The sequence below is a fragment of the Streptomyces tibetensis genome, from assembly GCF_040647715.1.
Taxonomy (GTDB): Bacteria; Actinomycetota; Actinomycetes; order Streptomycetales; family Streptomycetaceae; genus Streptomyces; species Streptomyces tibetensis_A.
Genome location: NZ_JBEZCR010000006.1, coordinates 399627 through 412923, shown reverse-complemented (window position 1 = coordinate 412923; position 13297 = coordinate 399627). Strand labels below are relative to the sequence as shown.

Annotated in this window: 12 protein-coding genes; 4 read left to right on the top strand and 8 right to left on the bottom strand. The window is 73.0% G+C overall.

Going from position 1 to position 13297, the window contains the following annotated elements; translation table 11 throughout:
- Window positions 1-68 precede the first annotated feature (68 nt).
- The 3 genes from AB0B29_RS19010 to AB0B29_RS19000 form a co-directional block, all read right to left on the bottom strand.
- Window positions 69-1667: a nickel transporter gene (locus AB0B29_RS19010; RefSeq protein ID WP_362240829.1), complete on the bottom strand. Its 1599-nt coding sequence runs from the start codon at window positions 1665-1667 to the stop codon at window positions 69-71.
- Window positions 1664-3331 carry a tetratricopeptide repeat protein gene (locus tag AB0B29_RS19005; protein ID WP_362240826.1) on the bottom strand — a complete coding sequence of 556 codons (1668 nt, stop codon included), beginning with the start codon at window positions 3329-3331 and terminating at the stop codon, window positions 1664-1666. The genes AB0B29_RS19010 and AB0B29_RS19005 overlap by 4 nt, the downstream gene beginning before the upstream one ends.
- A gap of 101 nt (window positions 3332-3432) precedes the next feature.
- Window positions 3433-4965, bottom strand: a complete 1533-nt coding sequence (locus AB0B29_RS19000; RefSeq protein WP_362240823.1) for a DUF4331 domain-containing protein — start codon at window positions 4963-4965, stop codon at window positions 3433-3435.
- Between the two features lie 227 nt (window positions 4966-5192).
- Here AB0B29_RS19000 and AB0B29_RS18995 point away from each other — a divergent pair, with 227 nt between their 5' ends.
- The 3 genes from AB0B29_RS18995 to AB0B29_RS18985 all read left to right on the top strand — a co-directional run bounded on the left by AB0B29_RS18995 (window position 5193) and on the right by AB0B29_RS18985 (window position 6946).
- Window positions 5193-5735 carry a sigma-70 family RNA polymerase sigma factor gene (locus AB0B29_RS18995; RefSeq protein WP_104778577.1) on the top strand — a complete coding sequence of 181 codons (543 nt, stop codon included), beginning with the start codon at window positions 5193-5195 and terminating at the stop codon, window positions 5733-5735.
- Window positions 5732-6553 carry an anti-sigma factor gene (locus AB0B29_RS18990; RefSeq protein ID WP_362240820.1) on the top strand — a complete coding sequence of 274 codons (822 nt, stop codon included), beginning with the start codon at window positions 5732-5734 and terminating at the stop codon, window positions 6551-6553. The genes AB0B29_RS18995 and AB0B29_RS18990 overlap by 4 nt, the downstream gene beginning before the upstream one ends.
- 126 nt (window positions 6554-6679) lie before the next feature.
- The gene (locus AB0B29_RS18985) at window positions 6680-6946 is read left to right on the top strand and encodes a hypothetical protein (protein WP_362048603.1); all 267 of its coding nucleotides are present in this window, start codon (window positions 6680-6682) and stop codon (window positions 6944-6946) included.
- Window positions 6947-7125: 179 nt separating this feature from the next.
- Here the strand turns inward: AB0B29_RS18985 and AB0B29_RS18980 are convergent, their stop codons facing one another.
- Both AB0B29_RS18980 and AB0B29_RS18975 read right to left on the bottom strand, forming a co-directional pair.
- The gene (locus AB0B29_RS18980; RefSeq protein ID WP_362240818.1) at window positions 7126-7908 is read right to left on the bottom strand and encodes an ABC transporter permease; all 783 of its coding nucleotides are present in this window, start codon (window positions 7906-7908) and stop codon (window positions 7126-7128) included.
- A complete protein-coding gene (locus AB0B29_RS18975; protein WP_362240815.1) occupies window positions 7905-8909 on the bottom strand; it encodes an ATP-binding cassette domain-containing protein in 1005 nt (334 codons plus the stop codon). The genes AB0B29_RS18980 and AB0B29_RS18975 overlap by 4 nt, the downstream gene beginning before the upstream one ends.
- Before the next feature lie 63 nt (window positions 8910-8972).
- Between AB0B29_RS18975 and AB0B29_RS18970 the strand changes: the two genes are divergently transcribed.
- Window positions 8973-9689, top strand: coding sequence for a TetR/AcrR family transcriptional regulator (locus AB0B29_RS18970; protein WP_362240813.1), 717 nt, complete (start codon window positions 8973-8975; stop codon window positions 9687-9689).
- Between the two features lie 93 nt (window positions 9690-9782).
- Here AB0B29_RS18970 and AB0B29_RS18965 read toward each other — a convergent pair whose 3' ends face one another.
- The 3 genes from AB0B29_RS18965 to hmgA all read right to left on the bottom strand — a co-directional run bounded on the left by AB0B29_RS18965 (window position 9783) and on the right by hmgA (window position 13230).
- On the bottom strand, window positions 9783-10937 hold the full coding sequence (locus AB0B29_RS18965) for a type ISP restriction/modification enzyme (protein ID WP_362240810.1): 1155 nt from the start codon (window positions 10935-10937) through the stop codon (window positions 9783-9785).
- A gap of 94 nt (window positions 10938-11031) precedes the next feature.
- Window positions 11032-11781, bottom strand: coding sequence for a GntR family transcriptional regulator (locus AB0B29_RS18960; RefSeq protein ID WP_362240807.1), 750 nt, complete (start codon window positions 11779-11781; stop codon window positions 11032-11034).
- A gap of 69 nt (window positions 11782-11850) precedes the next feature.
- Window positions 11851-13230: a homogentisate 1,2-dioxygenase gene (gene hmgA, locus AB0B29_RS18955; RefSeq protein ID WP_362240804.1), complete on the bottom strand. Its 1380-nt coding sequence runs from the start codon at window positions 13228-13230 to the stop codon at window positions 11851-11853.
- Between the last annotated feature and the right edge of the window lie 67 nt (window positions 13231-13297).

The following is a 13297-nucleotide window of genomic DNA, read 5'->3' as shown; positions in this document are numbered from 1 at the left end:
CCCCATGCGGTCGGAATTCCTCACGGCGTCCGCATTTCTCCGGACGCCCGAAGCCTCACGAACGTAACTCAGCCGAGTGCGGATGCCGCCCCCTTGAACACCAGTCCGGCCCCGAGGACCAGTACGGCGAAGGCCGAACCGAGCGGTGCGGTCCGGCGCACCAGGGCCGCCATCGGGCCCGCCGACCAGCGCGGGCGCCGGTCCAGGAGCCGGGTCATGCCGCTGCCCGCCTTGACGACCGCGTACCCGGCGGCCGTGAGGGTGAGGGCCAGCCCGACGCCGTAGGCGACGACGAGCAGCAGACCGAACCAGGCCTGCCCGAGTGCGGCGGCGCCGACCAGCACGACGACGGCGGACGGGCTGGGCACGAGGCCGCCCGCGAAGCCCATGAGGACCGTGCCGCGGAGGGTGGGGGCCACGGGGTGGGAATGGGTGGCGCCGCCGTGGGTGTGCTCGATCGTGTGGGGGTGGGAGTGCGGGTGGGCGTGATCGTGCGGGTGGTCGTGGTCGTGGTCGTGCGGGTGGTCGTGGTGATCCTTGTGGTCGTGCGCGTGACCGTGGTGTTCGCCCTCGTGGTCGTGGGGGTGGCTTTCGTGGCCGTGCCGGTGACCGTGCGGGTGGTGGGTGTGCGCGCGGCTGCGCAGGGCGCGGCGGACCAGGCTCGCGCCCGCCAGGGTCACCAGCAGGCCGCTGGCGACACCCAGCCAGGCGATCACCGAAGGCGCCGCCGCCGAGCCGGCCGTGACCAGCAGGCCCAGGGCGACCACGCCGAGGGTGTGCGTGACGGTCACCGAGGCGGCCATGGGCAGGACGTCCTTCATCCGGGCCTGACCGCCCCGGGCCGCCGCCGTCGCGGCCATGATGGTCTTGCCGTGACCCGGGGCGAGCGCGTGCATCGCACCCAGGACGACGGCGATGAGGAGGGCCAGCGCGGCGAAGCCGGCGGTGAGGTCCTGCCGGGCCACCAGGTCGTCCAGGGCACGTGTCCAGCGGTCGGCGCCGCGCGGGAGCACGGAGGCCGCGGGCGCGTCCGACTCCTCGTCGGCCAGGGCGGCGCCGCCGGGGCGCACCCGCAGGGCGGCCGACGCGGTGTCGGCCGGGGAGGACAGCAACTCCTCCGGGTAGCTGGTCAGTTCGTCCGAGATCGACTTCTCCGGCACGTCCGACGCGGCGAGTGTCATACGGTCGCCCCGCGCCGTGATCTCCCGCCAGCCCGGGCCGGTGGAGGCACCGGCGCCGCGGAAACCGAGGGACAGGCTCTTGTCGTCCGAGGGGAGGGGCGCCGTCAGCTCGCACTCCACCCGGAGGGTGTCGAGTCCCGCCTGCCCGGGCCGCACGCGTGCGGTGCTGCGCTCGGCGGTCAGGGCGACGCCGCGGCCGTCGACGGTCGCCCGGCTGTCCTCGGCGGCCGTGGCGCACCGCTCGCGGGCCCACATGGCGATGCCGAGCCGCTTGATGTCCGGCCCCGCCTGGGTCGCCGGGATCTCGGCCAGGTCCTCGACGTGGTGGACGCGCAGTTCACCGGGGGCGGCGACGAGGCCGTCGTAACGGTTGACGGTGAAGTTGCCCAGCGGGTGGGCGCTCGCCGTGGCGGCGGGCAGCAGGGTGAGCGCGCAGGCGGCCGTGAGAACGGCGGCGCCGGACGCGAACAGCCGGCGCAGGGTCACCGGTTCCCCTCCAGGTCCTCGAGTGCGGTACGGGCCTCGCGCGCGCCGAGCGGCGAGAAGCCGGGGTTCAGGTCCAGCGCGGCCTTCAGGTGCGTCCGGGCCCCGCGGTCGTCACCGGTGGCCCGCTCGATGACACCGCGGTGGTAGAGGAAGACGGCGTTGCGGTAGCCGGTGGCGGTGGCCCGGCGGGCGTACGGCAGGGCCTCCTCGTCGCGGCCGTTGACGTGCAGGGCCCAGGCGAGGGCGTCGGCGGTGTGCACGCTGTGCCGGCGCTCCCACTCGGCGCGGGCGGCGCGCAGGGCCTCCTTCCTGTCCCCGTGGTCGGCTGCGGCCAGGGCCGTCTCGAGGTCGGTGTTGGCGCCGCCCGCGCGGGCGAGGGCCGTCCAGGCGTCGACGAGGGCGTACTGGTCGCCGGCCTTCGCACGGTCGCCGTCGGCGCCGCGGTCCTCGTACAGCTCGCCGAGGGCGACGAGCGGGCCCGGCAGCGGGAACCGGGCGACGACCTGCTCCAGCCCCTTCACCGCCGCCGCCCGGTCGCCGCTCGCGGCCTGGGCACGGGCGCGGCCCTCCAGGGCGGGCAGGTACGCGTCGTCGGCGGCGAGGGCACGGGCGTAGTGGCCGAGGGCCGTCCTGTACTCGCCCTGGTTCCAGGCGAGCTGCCCGAGGGCGGTGGCGACGTAGGCGACGTCGGCGGGCGCGTTGGCCGAGCCCAGGGCGCGCTCCAGCACCTCACGCGCCGTACGCACATCGCCGCGCAGCTCGTGCACGTACGCGTACCGCGTGAAGACGGGGATGCCCGGGCGCCTGTCGTCGGCGGTGTCGGCGGCCTTCGCGGCGTCGTCGTAGCGGCCGAGTTCGACGAGGGCGTCGATACGGGTGCACAGGGCGCGTTCGTTGTAGGGGTTCTGCTTCAGGGCCCGCGCGGCGTGGGCCAGGGCGCCGGGGAAGTCGTGCCGGGCGGCGGCGAGGGCGGCCTGCCCCGCCAGCGCCTGGTCGTTGCCCGGCTCCAGCCCGAGCGACCGCTTCAGGGCGCGCTCGGCCTGCGGATACCGGGAGGGGTCGCCCTTGGTACGGGCCTGCTCGACGTAGGCGACACCGAGGGTGGCCCAGCTTCCGAAGTCCCTCGGCTGGGCCCGCAGGTGCTTCTGCAGGGACGCGATCCCCGCGTCGAGATCCCCCCGCGCGAGGTCGCCGGGCGGCAGGGCCCCGGCCGCCGACACGGCGTCGACCCCGGCCCCCCGGTCCTGCCCACCCCCGACCGCGACGGCCCCGCCGGTCACCGCGACCGCCAGCAGCAGCGCACACCCCGCGACATGCAGTCCCCGCCACCGCCGCCCCCCGTCGGCGGCCCGCCGCATCGCGGCGACCCGCCGACCTGCGTCGGGATCGACGGCCGGAGTGTGGGTGTGCGCCTCGTGGCCGGCGCCGGCCTCCGGGGCGGAGCGGTCCTCGGCGGGGGGAGCGTCGGACCTGCCCCCGCTGCCGCCGTCGGCGGGCGGCCGGTCCCGGCCGGCCTCGGCCGCCTCGCCCCGTGACCCGGCCCTCTCCGTCCCGGCAGCCGCACCACCCTCCCGATCCCCGGTGATCTCGGGCTCCGGAGCCGTCGACGGGGCGCGGTCGCCGTCGCGCCTCTCCGGTGTGCTGTCGGTCGTACGCGGAGGCATGACCTCTCCTCGGTCGGGTGTGCTGGTGGGGAAGTCGGCGGCACGGCCCGCGCCGTGGGGGACGGGGAACGGGCCGCGCCGGTCCAGGGGAGCGGAGCGGGTCAGTACGCCCGGTTCCGCATGCGGCGCCACCACATCAGCGCCGCGCCGATCAGGACGATGCCGCCCGCCCCGGCCCCCGCGGAGGCGGCCATCAGACCCATGTCGTCCGAGCCCTGCGCACCGGCCGGCTGGAGCGCGTCGCCCAGCTGGCTGCGGACGTCGTTGCCGCCGTCCACGCCCTTGGCGAGCGGGCCGCGCGAACCCTCCGTCGGCAGAGCCACGTAGGGGAAGTACTTCTCGAACTTCTTGTCGTTCTTGTCGACCGCGTCACCGAGGTCGTTCTTCGCACCGAGCAGCTCGCCCTCGACGACCTGCAGCGACGCGTCGATCACGTCGTCGGTGAGGCGACGGCCGTTCGGGAAGCCCGCGTTGTCACCGTCCAGCACCCCGAGCCGCTTGGGCTTGGCGGCCGGCTTGACGGACGTGTTGAGCCGCAGCTGCTCCGACGGCGTGACGTGCGGCGGCTGGTTGAGGTCCTTGACGCCCTTGAGGAACACGTCGACCAGGTCGTTGCGCGGCTCGGCGGGCGCCGGGATCTTGTAGATCGCCTCGATGAGCTTCGGCAGCTCAGGGTTGGTGACGTTCTTCAGGAACCGGGCGTCGTCCCGCGGCGTGGACGCGTTGAACGTGTCCTTGTCCTTGATCGGGTTGACGACCTCGTTGACCAGCGGGTTGCCGAGGCGCGAGACCTGAGAGAAGTAGCCCTTGGCGTTCTTGCGCTGCGTCGTCGACCAGATACCGACGGTCGGCTGCTCGTGCGACTCGGTGATGAAGCTGTTGGGGACCTGCAGGGCGATCGAGTTGACGTTGTAGCCCTTGAGGGTGTCGTTGCCGACCTCGGAGAGGTTCCCGCCGTACAGCAGGTCGAAGACGCGCAGGTCCAGGAAGAACGGGTCGTCGGCCTGCCCGGCGAACGTCTGGGCACCACCGGCGAGTTTGTGGACGGCCTGCTGGCGCAGCGTGTTGTAGTCCGGCATCGACGCCTTGCCGACGTTGGACGGCGCCACCGGCACGTCGTCGGCGACCTTGGTCTTCGACACGGCCTTCAGGTGCTTCAGCTTGATCAGTTCGAGGTCGTAGGTCTGCGTGATGTTGAGGTCGGGGTCGTCGAGGCTCTCGACCGGACCGGTGTTGTAGAGGAACGTCTTGTCGTTCTTCGTGTGCGTCTTGAACGTGTAGCGGAAGAGCAGGTCCTCCTGCGCGTCACCGTTGTTGTCGATGCGCAGGTCGTACTGGGCGTCCTCGGCGAAGGTGAAGAAGTTGGGCCCGCCGGCCGGTTCCTCGAAGGGGATCCAGTTCGCGATGATGGTCGTCGTGTCCGGCTTGTCCGGGCTGACGAACGCGTACACGTCGGTGTTGTCGTACTGCGGGGTCCCCGAGATCAGCGGGGCCTCCCGGTGGCTGGAGGCGGAGGCCTCCTCGGGTGCCAGCGCGGTCACACCGGCGGCTGCGAGCCCGCCGGCGGCCAGCGCGCCGCAGATCACGGTCGCGATGCTCGCGCGTCCCGCACCGGTCCTGGAGATAGGTGTCATGCCGTCCGTCCTCCGTGCCAACTTGCCTGACACACGCCATTCGGAGCGGTCGGCGAAGCGGATTGGTCGAATCTCAAACGTTCTTACGGCGGATCGGGAAAGTTGTTTCATCGCCGTGCGACCCGCGTTTTCGGCGCGCTGATCCGTAACCCCGTCCGGAGGTGTGTGCGTTGCGAGTGCCTCGTGCGAGAGGACAGGCCCGGTGCGGGCTCGGAGAGGGGGACCGAGTGGAGGCGGACGAGCTGCTGCTGCTCGTGGCAGGTGGGGACCAGAAGGCCTTCGAGGACTTGTACGGACTGGTGTCCGGCCCGGTGTTCGGTCTCGTACGGCGTGTGGTGCGCGACCCCGCCCAGTCGGAGGAGGTGGCTCAGGAAGTGCTGCTCGAACTGTGGCGGTCCGCGGCGAGGTTCGACCCCGGCCGGGGCAGCGCGATGTCGTGGATCCTCACCCTCGCCCACCGCCGCGCCGTCGACCGGGTCCGCAGCGCCCGCGCGGCCGGTGAACGCGAGCAGCGCGAGGCGCTGCGCGCGAACCAGCCCGCCTTCGACCAGGTCACCGAGGAGGTCGAGGCCGGACTCGAACGGGAATGGGTGCGCCGCTGCCTGGACCGGCTCACCGTCCTGCAGCGCCAGTCGGTCACGCTCGCCTACTACGAGGGCTACACGTACCGTGAGGTGGCCGAGCAGCTCTCCCTGCCGCTGGGCACCGTCAAGACCCGCATGCGGGACGGACTGACCCGTATGCGCGAGTGCCTCGGAGGTGTGGCATGAGCCTCTTCCGCCGCGAGGACCTGCACTCGCTCGCCGCGCCCTACGCGCTCGACGCCCTGGAGCCCCCGGAGCGGGTCCGCTTCGAGAGGCACCTCCGGGACTGCGACCGCTGCGCCGCCGAGGTGCGCGGCCTGACCGAGGACGCCGTGCGGCTCGCCTGGTCCACGACCGCCCCGCCCCCCGCCGCGCTGCGTGACCGGGTCATGCTCGCCGTGCGGACCACCCCGCAGGACCCGGCACCGCAGGGGGCGGCGCGGGAGCCGGCCCGGACGCGGGCGGCGCAGCTGCCCCCGCACGTCTGGGGCGCCCAGCCGCCGCCGCGCCAGCGGCAACGGCGGCGCCGGATCCCGCTGTTCGTGCCCTTCGCCACCGCCACCGCCGCCGCGGCCCTCGTGGTCGCCTCGCTGTTCGCCGTGCAGGCGAACCGGGCCGAGGACCGGCTGACCGCCGAGCAAGATCGCTCACGTGAGATCGCCCACGTTCTGGCGGCTCCGGACGCCCGTGCGGGCAGAGGCCGGGACGTGCGGGGCCGCACCCTCGGAGTGATCGCTTCCGCCACGGAGGGGAGTGCGGTGGTCACCCTCGGCGGATACGGCGCCCCGTCGGGCGGCCGCGTGCACCAGTTGTGGCTCATGCGCCCGGGGGCGCAACCACGCTCCCTCGGCCTTTTCGACGGCGACACGCCCCTGGTCGCAACGGGTTTGGGTACCTCCGCGACGTCACTGGCCGTGACCGTCGAGCCCGCCGGGGGATCGCCGCAGCCCACTACGCAGCCGATCGTCCAACTCGCCCTGAAATCTGTTGGATTCGGAGAGTAATCGGAGATACATCGTCAACCCCCTTATGGGGAAGGTGAATCCTGTGACCGCGATACACGCGTGCCCGGACAGGGCGATAGGGTTAACCTGCCCGGGCCGGGTGGACTCGTACGGGTGGGGAGTGACATGGAACAGATAACAGTGCGCAGCAGGGCCAGGGTCCCTGCGATCACCTGCGGGAGCAGCGCGACCAGTTCGCGCCTCGACCGCCACCTCTCGGTGCTGGGCGGCCCCGCCGTCCCCCAGCGGGAGACGGTCGAGGCGACCTCGCTGATGCAGGAACTGACCGCGCGTCAGTCGCATGACCGCAGTGGCAGGGGCGCGCGCGTGCGTCGCGTCTCGCTGTTCGCGCCGCTGCGCCGACTGCGCCGCTCCCTGTTCGGCAGCAGGTAGGGTCCCGCGCTCGCGCGGCCACACCGCCTCCGGCGTCGGCGCTGCGACACCCGTCGTCCGTCATCCCCGCGGCACGCAGCGGCGCCAGGTGTGGTCCCCGAGCGCGGCACGCCCCCCGTCGGTGCCTCATCCCCGCCCGGCAGTGACCGGGGGCGACGCCCGCGGCCACTGCCGCCCGTTCACCGCTCCCCGTGCGCGTACTGGCGCACGGCCGACGGCACGAACAGCCCGAGCAGCACGACGCACCACAGGACCGACCCCGCGACGGGATGGGCCACCGGCCAGGCCGCCCCGTCGGGCACCGGCGCGTTGCCGAAGAGGTCCCGCAGGGCCGTTGCCAGGGCGCTGATCGGATTCCACTCCGCGACCGTCCGCAGCCAGCCCGGCAGTCCGCTGGTCGGGATGTACGCGCTGGACAGCAGCGGCAGCAGGAACGTCGCCCCGCCCAGCTGACCGGCCGCCTCCTCGTTGCGGGTGAGCAGGCCGAGGTAGATCCCCACCCAGGTGCAGGCGAAGCGGAACAGCATCAGCAGCGCGAGCGCCCCCACCGCCTCGAGCGGGCTCCCCTCGACACGCCAGCCGACCGCGAGGCCCACCAGCAGGAACGGCACCGTTCCGAGGGCGGTGGCCACCAGATCCGCGGCGGCCTGTCCCAGCGGTACGGCCGCCCGGCTCATCGGCAGCGTGCGGAAGCGGTTCGTCACCCCCCGGTGTGTGTCCTGGGCCGCCTGGAACATGCCGGCCATGATCCCGCCCGAGGCGGTCGCCACCAGCAGGCCCGGCACGAGGAACGACCGGTACTCCTCGCCCGGCACCGCCAGTGCGCTGCCGAAGACGTAGCCGAAGAAGAGCAGCATGCTGATCGGCATGGTCTGGGTGAGGATCAGCAGCCCCGGGTTGTTCCGCAGCCGCAGCAGCTGGCGGCCCAGCATCGCGGTCCCGTCGTACGCCAGCATGCTCATGCGGCACGCTCCCTCTCGTCGGTCGTCGTGGCCGACTTGGTCGTGTCGGTCGTGTCGGTCGTCCCTGGCGGCGCGGTCTCCGTCAGGCGCAGGAACACGTCGTCGAGGGTCGGCGGGCGCAGGCTCACGTCGAGCAGCGGTACGCCCGCCGTGTCGAGGGCGCGCACCAGCAGCGGGATCGTGAGCGTCGGGTCCTTGCTGACCGCGCCGACGGCGTTGCGCTCGTGGTCGAACGACGGCTGTGCACCCGTCAGCCGGTCGAGCACGGCCGCCGCCTTCGTCAGGGTGTCCGCGTCCGGCACGACGACCTCCGCGTGCGCCCCGACCAGCGACTTGAGCTGCGCCGGAGACCCGGTGTGCGTGACCCGGCCCCGGTCCACCAGGGCGATGTCGTCGGCCAGTTGGTCGGCCTCCTCCAGGTACTGCGTGGTGAGCAGCACGGTCGTGCCCTCGGCGGTCAGGGTGCGCACGGCGTCCCAGATGAGGGTGCGGCTGACCGGGTCGAGTCCGGTCGTCGGCTCGTCGAGGAACAGCACGTCGGGGCGGCGGACCAGGCTCGCCGCCAGGTCCAGGCGGCGGCGCATGCCGCCGGACCAGGTGGACGCGGGACGGTCGGCGGCCTCGGTCAGGCCGAAGCGGTCGAGGAGCTCCGCTGTCCGACGGGCGGGTCCGCGCACCCGGTGCAGCCGGCCGAACAGCTGAAGGTTCTGGCGTCCGGTGAGGTCCCCGTCGATCGAGGTGTCCTGCCCGGTGACGCCGATCCTCTCGCGTACGGCGGCGGCCTCGCGGACGAGGTCGTGCCCCGCGACCCGGGCGGAGCCGGCGTCCGGCCGCAGCAGGGTGGTCAACAGCCGTACCGCCGTCGTCTTCCCCGCCCCGTTCGGCCCGAGGATCCCGCAGACCGTCCCCTCGGGGACCGCGAGGTCCAGCCCGCGCAGGGCACGCACCTCCCCGAAGCGCTTCTCCAGACCCTCACTAAGTACAGCGTACGTAGAAGTCATGGCATGACCATAGCGCACTACGTACGCTGTACGTAACTAGGATGGTGGCCGAGGTGATGATCGATGGCGGGCCGAGCGGCCGTACCCGAAGTGATCTGGGCGCGCCCCGAGCGCACCGGCCGTGGGCCAAAACCGGCGTTCACCCGCGCCGACATCGCGGCGGCGGCCGTGCGGATCGCCGACGCGCAGGGGCTGGACGCGGTCACCATGCGGCATGTCGCCGCTGAGCTGGGTTGCGGCACGATGTCGCTGTACAACTACGTCCCCCGCAAGGAGGACCTGTACGAGCTGATGATCGACGCCGTCGGCGCCGAGCACGAGATGTTCGAGCCCACGGGCGACTGGCGCGCCGACATGCTGCGCAACGCCGAGGAGACGCGCGCCATCATGCACCGCCACACCTGGGTGCCGCGCCTGATGGCGGGGGCGTTCGGTTTCAGCCCCAACACCCTGCGCTACCTGGAGCACTGCCTGGCCTGCCTCGAACCGCTCGACGTGCCGGCCGGTACGAAGACGGAGCTGGTCGCGCTGCTCAACGGCGTCGTGACGACGTACACGGGGAACGACATCGCGACCGCCGAACGCACCCGCTCCATGCCGTGGACGGCCGAGGAGGAGAACGCCGTCCGCATGGCCTACCTGGGCAGCCAGATCGCCACCGGCGCGTATCCGCGGCTGACCGCGGCCTTCACGGAGCAGAGCGGGCCGGTCGATCTGGAGGCGGTGTTCCGGCGGGCGCTCGAACGCGTCCTGGACGCCTTCGACCCGGAGCGGCGCTAGCGGGCGCCGGTGGGGGGCTGGAGCAGCGTCCCCCCGGGCGTGCTGGAGCAGCGTCCGCCCGGGGAGTGTTGGAACGGCGTCCCCCGGCGCGTGCTAAAGCAGCGCCAGTTGTCCTTCGGGGCCCTCCTCGGGTCCCTCCAGTACCGACGCCGGGCGGCGGGCCCGGCTCGGCACCGGCAGGACGCCCGCCTCGTGCAGCTCCGTCGCCGTGACCGGGTCGGGGACCTCCGGTTCCTCCAGGGGGCGCAGCTCGGCCAGGAGCGCGAGGACGGTGATCAGCTCCAGCAGCTCCGACGTCCAGGTCTGCGGCCAGGTGGCGGGGCGGATCGCCGCCAGCGTGCCCGGCTCGGGGGTGGCGACACGCGTCGCGAACCACTCCTGCAGGACGCGCACCCCGCCCACCTCGAAGTCCCAGGCCTCCGGCGGCACCGGGGAGATACGGCCCTCGTCCAGGAACAGGGCCTCCTCGTCCCGGTCGTAGCGCAGGGCCACCGGCCGGGAGGGCAGCGGGGCGCGGACGTAGGGCCGGCGGCCACCGGGGAGCTTCGGGCGTTCGCCGTCGCGGCGCATCAGCCACAGCAGCCGGTGCCCCAGTTCGAGGCCCTGCTCCCACGCCCCCGCGTCCCCGGTGAGCGGGACGGTGAGGTCGGGGCGTGCCGTGGCCGTGATCCAGGCGAGTACGTCCAGCGGCGCCGGCGTGCTGCCCAGGCGGGTGCCGAGGTGGTCCAGCAGGCCCGGGGTCAGATTCGGCTCGCGACCGCCCGGGCGCCGGAACAGCGGGCGGATCCGGCCGGGGCGCAGCAGCGGGAGCAGCGCGGTGACGAGCAGGGGCGGGTCGGCCTCGGGCGTCTCCACCACGAAGACCTGCGGTTCGTCCGCCACCCGCCACAGCTCCGGGCGGGCCGCGTCGATCAGCCGCTGGTCGGGGATGAGCCACTGCTCGTCGTAGGGCGCGAGCAGGACCCGCACCGGCTCCGGGCAGGGCCCCGAGGCCCGCAGCAGCCTCTCCGTGCCGCTGCCGGTCCGGCCGGGCAACTGGCCGACGGCCGTGTGCAGGGTGCGTGAGCGGGTCGGCTCGAAGAGGGACTCGCGGTCCGGCCCCTCGGCCTTCACCAAGGCGTCCCAGCGGGCCTTCAGGGACGCCGCGTCCGGCGCCGCCGGCCAGCCGCGGCCGAGCCGCGGCGGTGCGACGGACCACGGCATGAGGTCCGCCAGCAGCGGAGCGTCGTCGTGCGTCACGCAGGGCATCGTACGACGTATCGGGTGCCCCGCAGGGGCGCGGGGAACGCCGCGACCGGCCCCCGCCGACGCACCGACCGGCACGGTGCTTCCCGCGCAGCGGTCACGTGGCGTCCAGGGTCACCGTGAAGGAGAACCGGTCCCCGCGGTAGTGGATGACGGCCACGTCCAGGGGCCGCCCGGCGGCGTCGTAGGTCACCCCCGTGTAGTGCAGGATCGGGCTCAGCAGGGGGACATGGAGCAGCTTCGCGGTCTCCGGGTCGGCCAGCCGTGCCTCCACCGTGTCCGTGATGCGGCTGATGTCCGCCCCCACCACGTCCCGCAGCACCTTGGTCATGGGCCACCGGACCAGGTCGTCCAGGCCGATCCGGGCGGCCAGTTCGGGACGGACGTAGTTACGGGCGTGATTCGTCGGCTCGCCGGTCTTCTCGTCGCTGCGCAGCCGGTGGTACGCCGACACCTGACGCACATCGGGGAAGAACTCGGTGAGTTCGCCCGGCACGGGCACGCTGCCGTGGTCCAGCAGTTCGGTCGTCATGCCGGACTGCTGGGCCACGATCGCGTCCACCGAGCCGAGCAGGCGCACCGGAGAACCCCGGCGCGCGTGCGGCTCGATGAACGTCCCCCGCCGGCGGTGGCGGGTGATCAGCCCCTCGTCCTCCAGCTCCTTCAGCGCCTGCCGCATCGTCAGCACGCTCACGCCGTAGTGCCCGGCCAGCTGCTCCTCGGTGGGCAGCCGCAGCGGCTCCTGGGGCGAGCGGCCGAGGATCGAGGCGCGCAGCGACTGCGACACCTGGTACCAGAGCGGCAGCTTGCGGTTCAGGACGATCGAGTCCGGGGCGAAGGAGGTCACGGGCCATCCGTACCGGTAGGAAATGATCAGTGCAAGGGCGGCTTCTGACGGAGATCCGTCAGGCGCCGCCTAGGGGCGGAAGTGCCGCTCCAGGCCCTGCCAGACGTCGTCGTAGCGCTGCTGGAGGTGTTCCGCGCGGGCCGCGTGCGGGGTGAGGGTGAGCGGCCAGCGCGTCTCGAACATGAACGCCAGGCCGTCGTCGATCTTCTGTGGCTTCAACTCGGCGGCGCTCGCCCGGTCGAAGGTCTCCCGGTCCGGGCCGTGCGCCGACATCATGTTGTGCAGCGACCCGCCGCCCGGCACGAAGCCCCCCTTTCCGGCGGTCTTCGCGTCGTACGCGCCCTCGATCAGGCCCATGTACTCACTCATCACGTTCCGGTGGAAGTACGGCGGCCGGAACGTGTCCTCGCCCACCAGCCAGCGCGGCGCGAACACGACGAAGTCGACACCGGCCAGGCCCGGCGTGTCCGACGGGGACGTCAGCACCGTGAAGATCGACGGGTCCGGGTGGTCGTAGGAGATGGTGCCGAGCACATTGAAGCGCCGCAGGTCGTAGACGTAGGGCACATGGTTTCCGTGCCAGGCGACCACGTCGAGGGGGGAGTGGTCGTAGGTGGCGGTCCACAGGTTGCCGCAGAACTTGTTCACCACCTCCACCGGGCCCTCGACGTCCTCGTAGGCGGCGACGGGCGCGCGGAAGTCCCGGGGGTTGGCCAGCCCGTTGGCGCCGATCGGGCCGAGGTCGGGGAGACGGAACGGGGCGCCGTAGTTCTCGCACACATAGCCGCGGGAGACGGGGCTCTGCCCGCCGTCGGACGCCGTGTCCAGGAGCTCCACACGGAAGCGGACCCCGCGCGGGACGAGCGCCACATGGCCCGGCTCCGCGTGCAGCAGACCGAACTCGGTGTGCAGCAGCAGGCCGCCGCGCTCCGGGACGATCAGCAGTTCACCGTCGGCGTCGCTGAACACCCGGTCCATGGAGGTGTTGGCCGCGTACAGGTGCACGGCGACGCCGGTGCGCCGGCCGGCGTCGCCGTTGCCGCCCAGGGTCCACAGGCCCGCAAGGAAGTCGGTCTCGGGGGCCGGGTCGGGCAGCGGGTCCCAGCGCAGCCGGTTGGGGTCGGGCACGGTCTGGGTGAAGGGGGCGGTGCGGAGCGTGCCGTTGTGGGTCCGGGTGAACGCCGGGTGCGCGGCCGACGGGCGGATCCGGTACAGCCACGAGCGGCGGTTGTGGGCCCGCGGCTCGGTGAACGCCGTACCGCTCAGCTGCTCGGCGTACAGTCCGAGCGGGGCCCGCTGGGGCGAGTTGCGGCCCCCGGGCAGTGCGCCCGGGACGGCCTCCGAGCTGTGCTCGTTGCCGAAGCCGGAGAGGTAGGCCAGCCCTTCGGCGGTCTTCCGCGCTCCGCCGTGCTCGAACGCGCTCGCGCGGGTGGTGCCCCCATCGCCCATGATCGCTGCTCCCTTGGTCTGATTCCTATGCAACACCGTAGGATTGCGATGTCACCGACGCAAGAGG

Bases quoted from the DNA above. Each gene is read 5' to 3' on its own strand.
- AB0B29_RS18990 (WP_362240820.1), top strand. From the start codon at position 5,732: ATGAGCCTCTTCCGCCGCGAGGACCTGCACTCGCTCGCCGCGCCCTAC.
- hmgA (WP_362240804.1), bottom strand. From the start codon at position 13,230: ATGGGCGATGGGGGCACCACCCGCGCGAGCGCGTTCGAGCACGGCGGA.
- AB0B29_RS19000 (WP_362240823.1), bottom strand. From the start codon at position 4,965: ATGACACCTATCTCCAGGACCGGTGCGGGACGCGCGAGCATCGCGACC.
- AB0B29_RS18965 (WP_362240810.1), bottom strand. From the start codon at position 10,937: ATGCCCTGCGTGACGCACGACGACGCTCCGCTGCTGGCGGACCTCATG.
- AB0B29_RS18980 (WP_362240818.1), bottom strand. From the start codon at position 7,908: ATGAGCATGCTGGCGTACGACGGGACCGCGATGCTGGGCCGCCAGCTG.
- AB0B29_RS18985 (WP_362048603.1), top strand. From the start codon at position 6,680: ATGGAACAGATAACAGTGCGCAGCAGGGCCAGGGTCCCTGCGATCACC.
- AB0B29_RS19005 (WP_362240826.1), bottom strand. From the start codon at position 3,331: ATGCCTCCGCGTACGACCGACAGCACACCGGAGAGGCGCGACGGCGAC.
- AB0B29_RS18970 (WP_362240813.1), top strand. From the start codon at position 8,973: ATGGCGGGCCGAGCGGCCGTACCCGAAGTGATCTGGGCGCGCCCCGAG.
- AB0B29_RS18975 (WP_362240815.1), bottom strand. From the start codon at position 8,909: ATGACTTCTACGTACGCTGTACTTAGTGAGGGTCTGGAGAAGCGCTTC.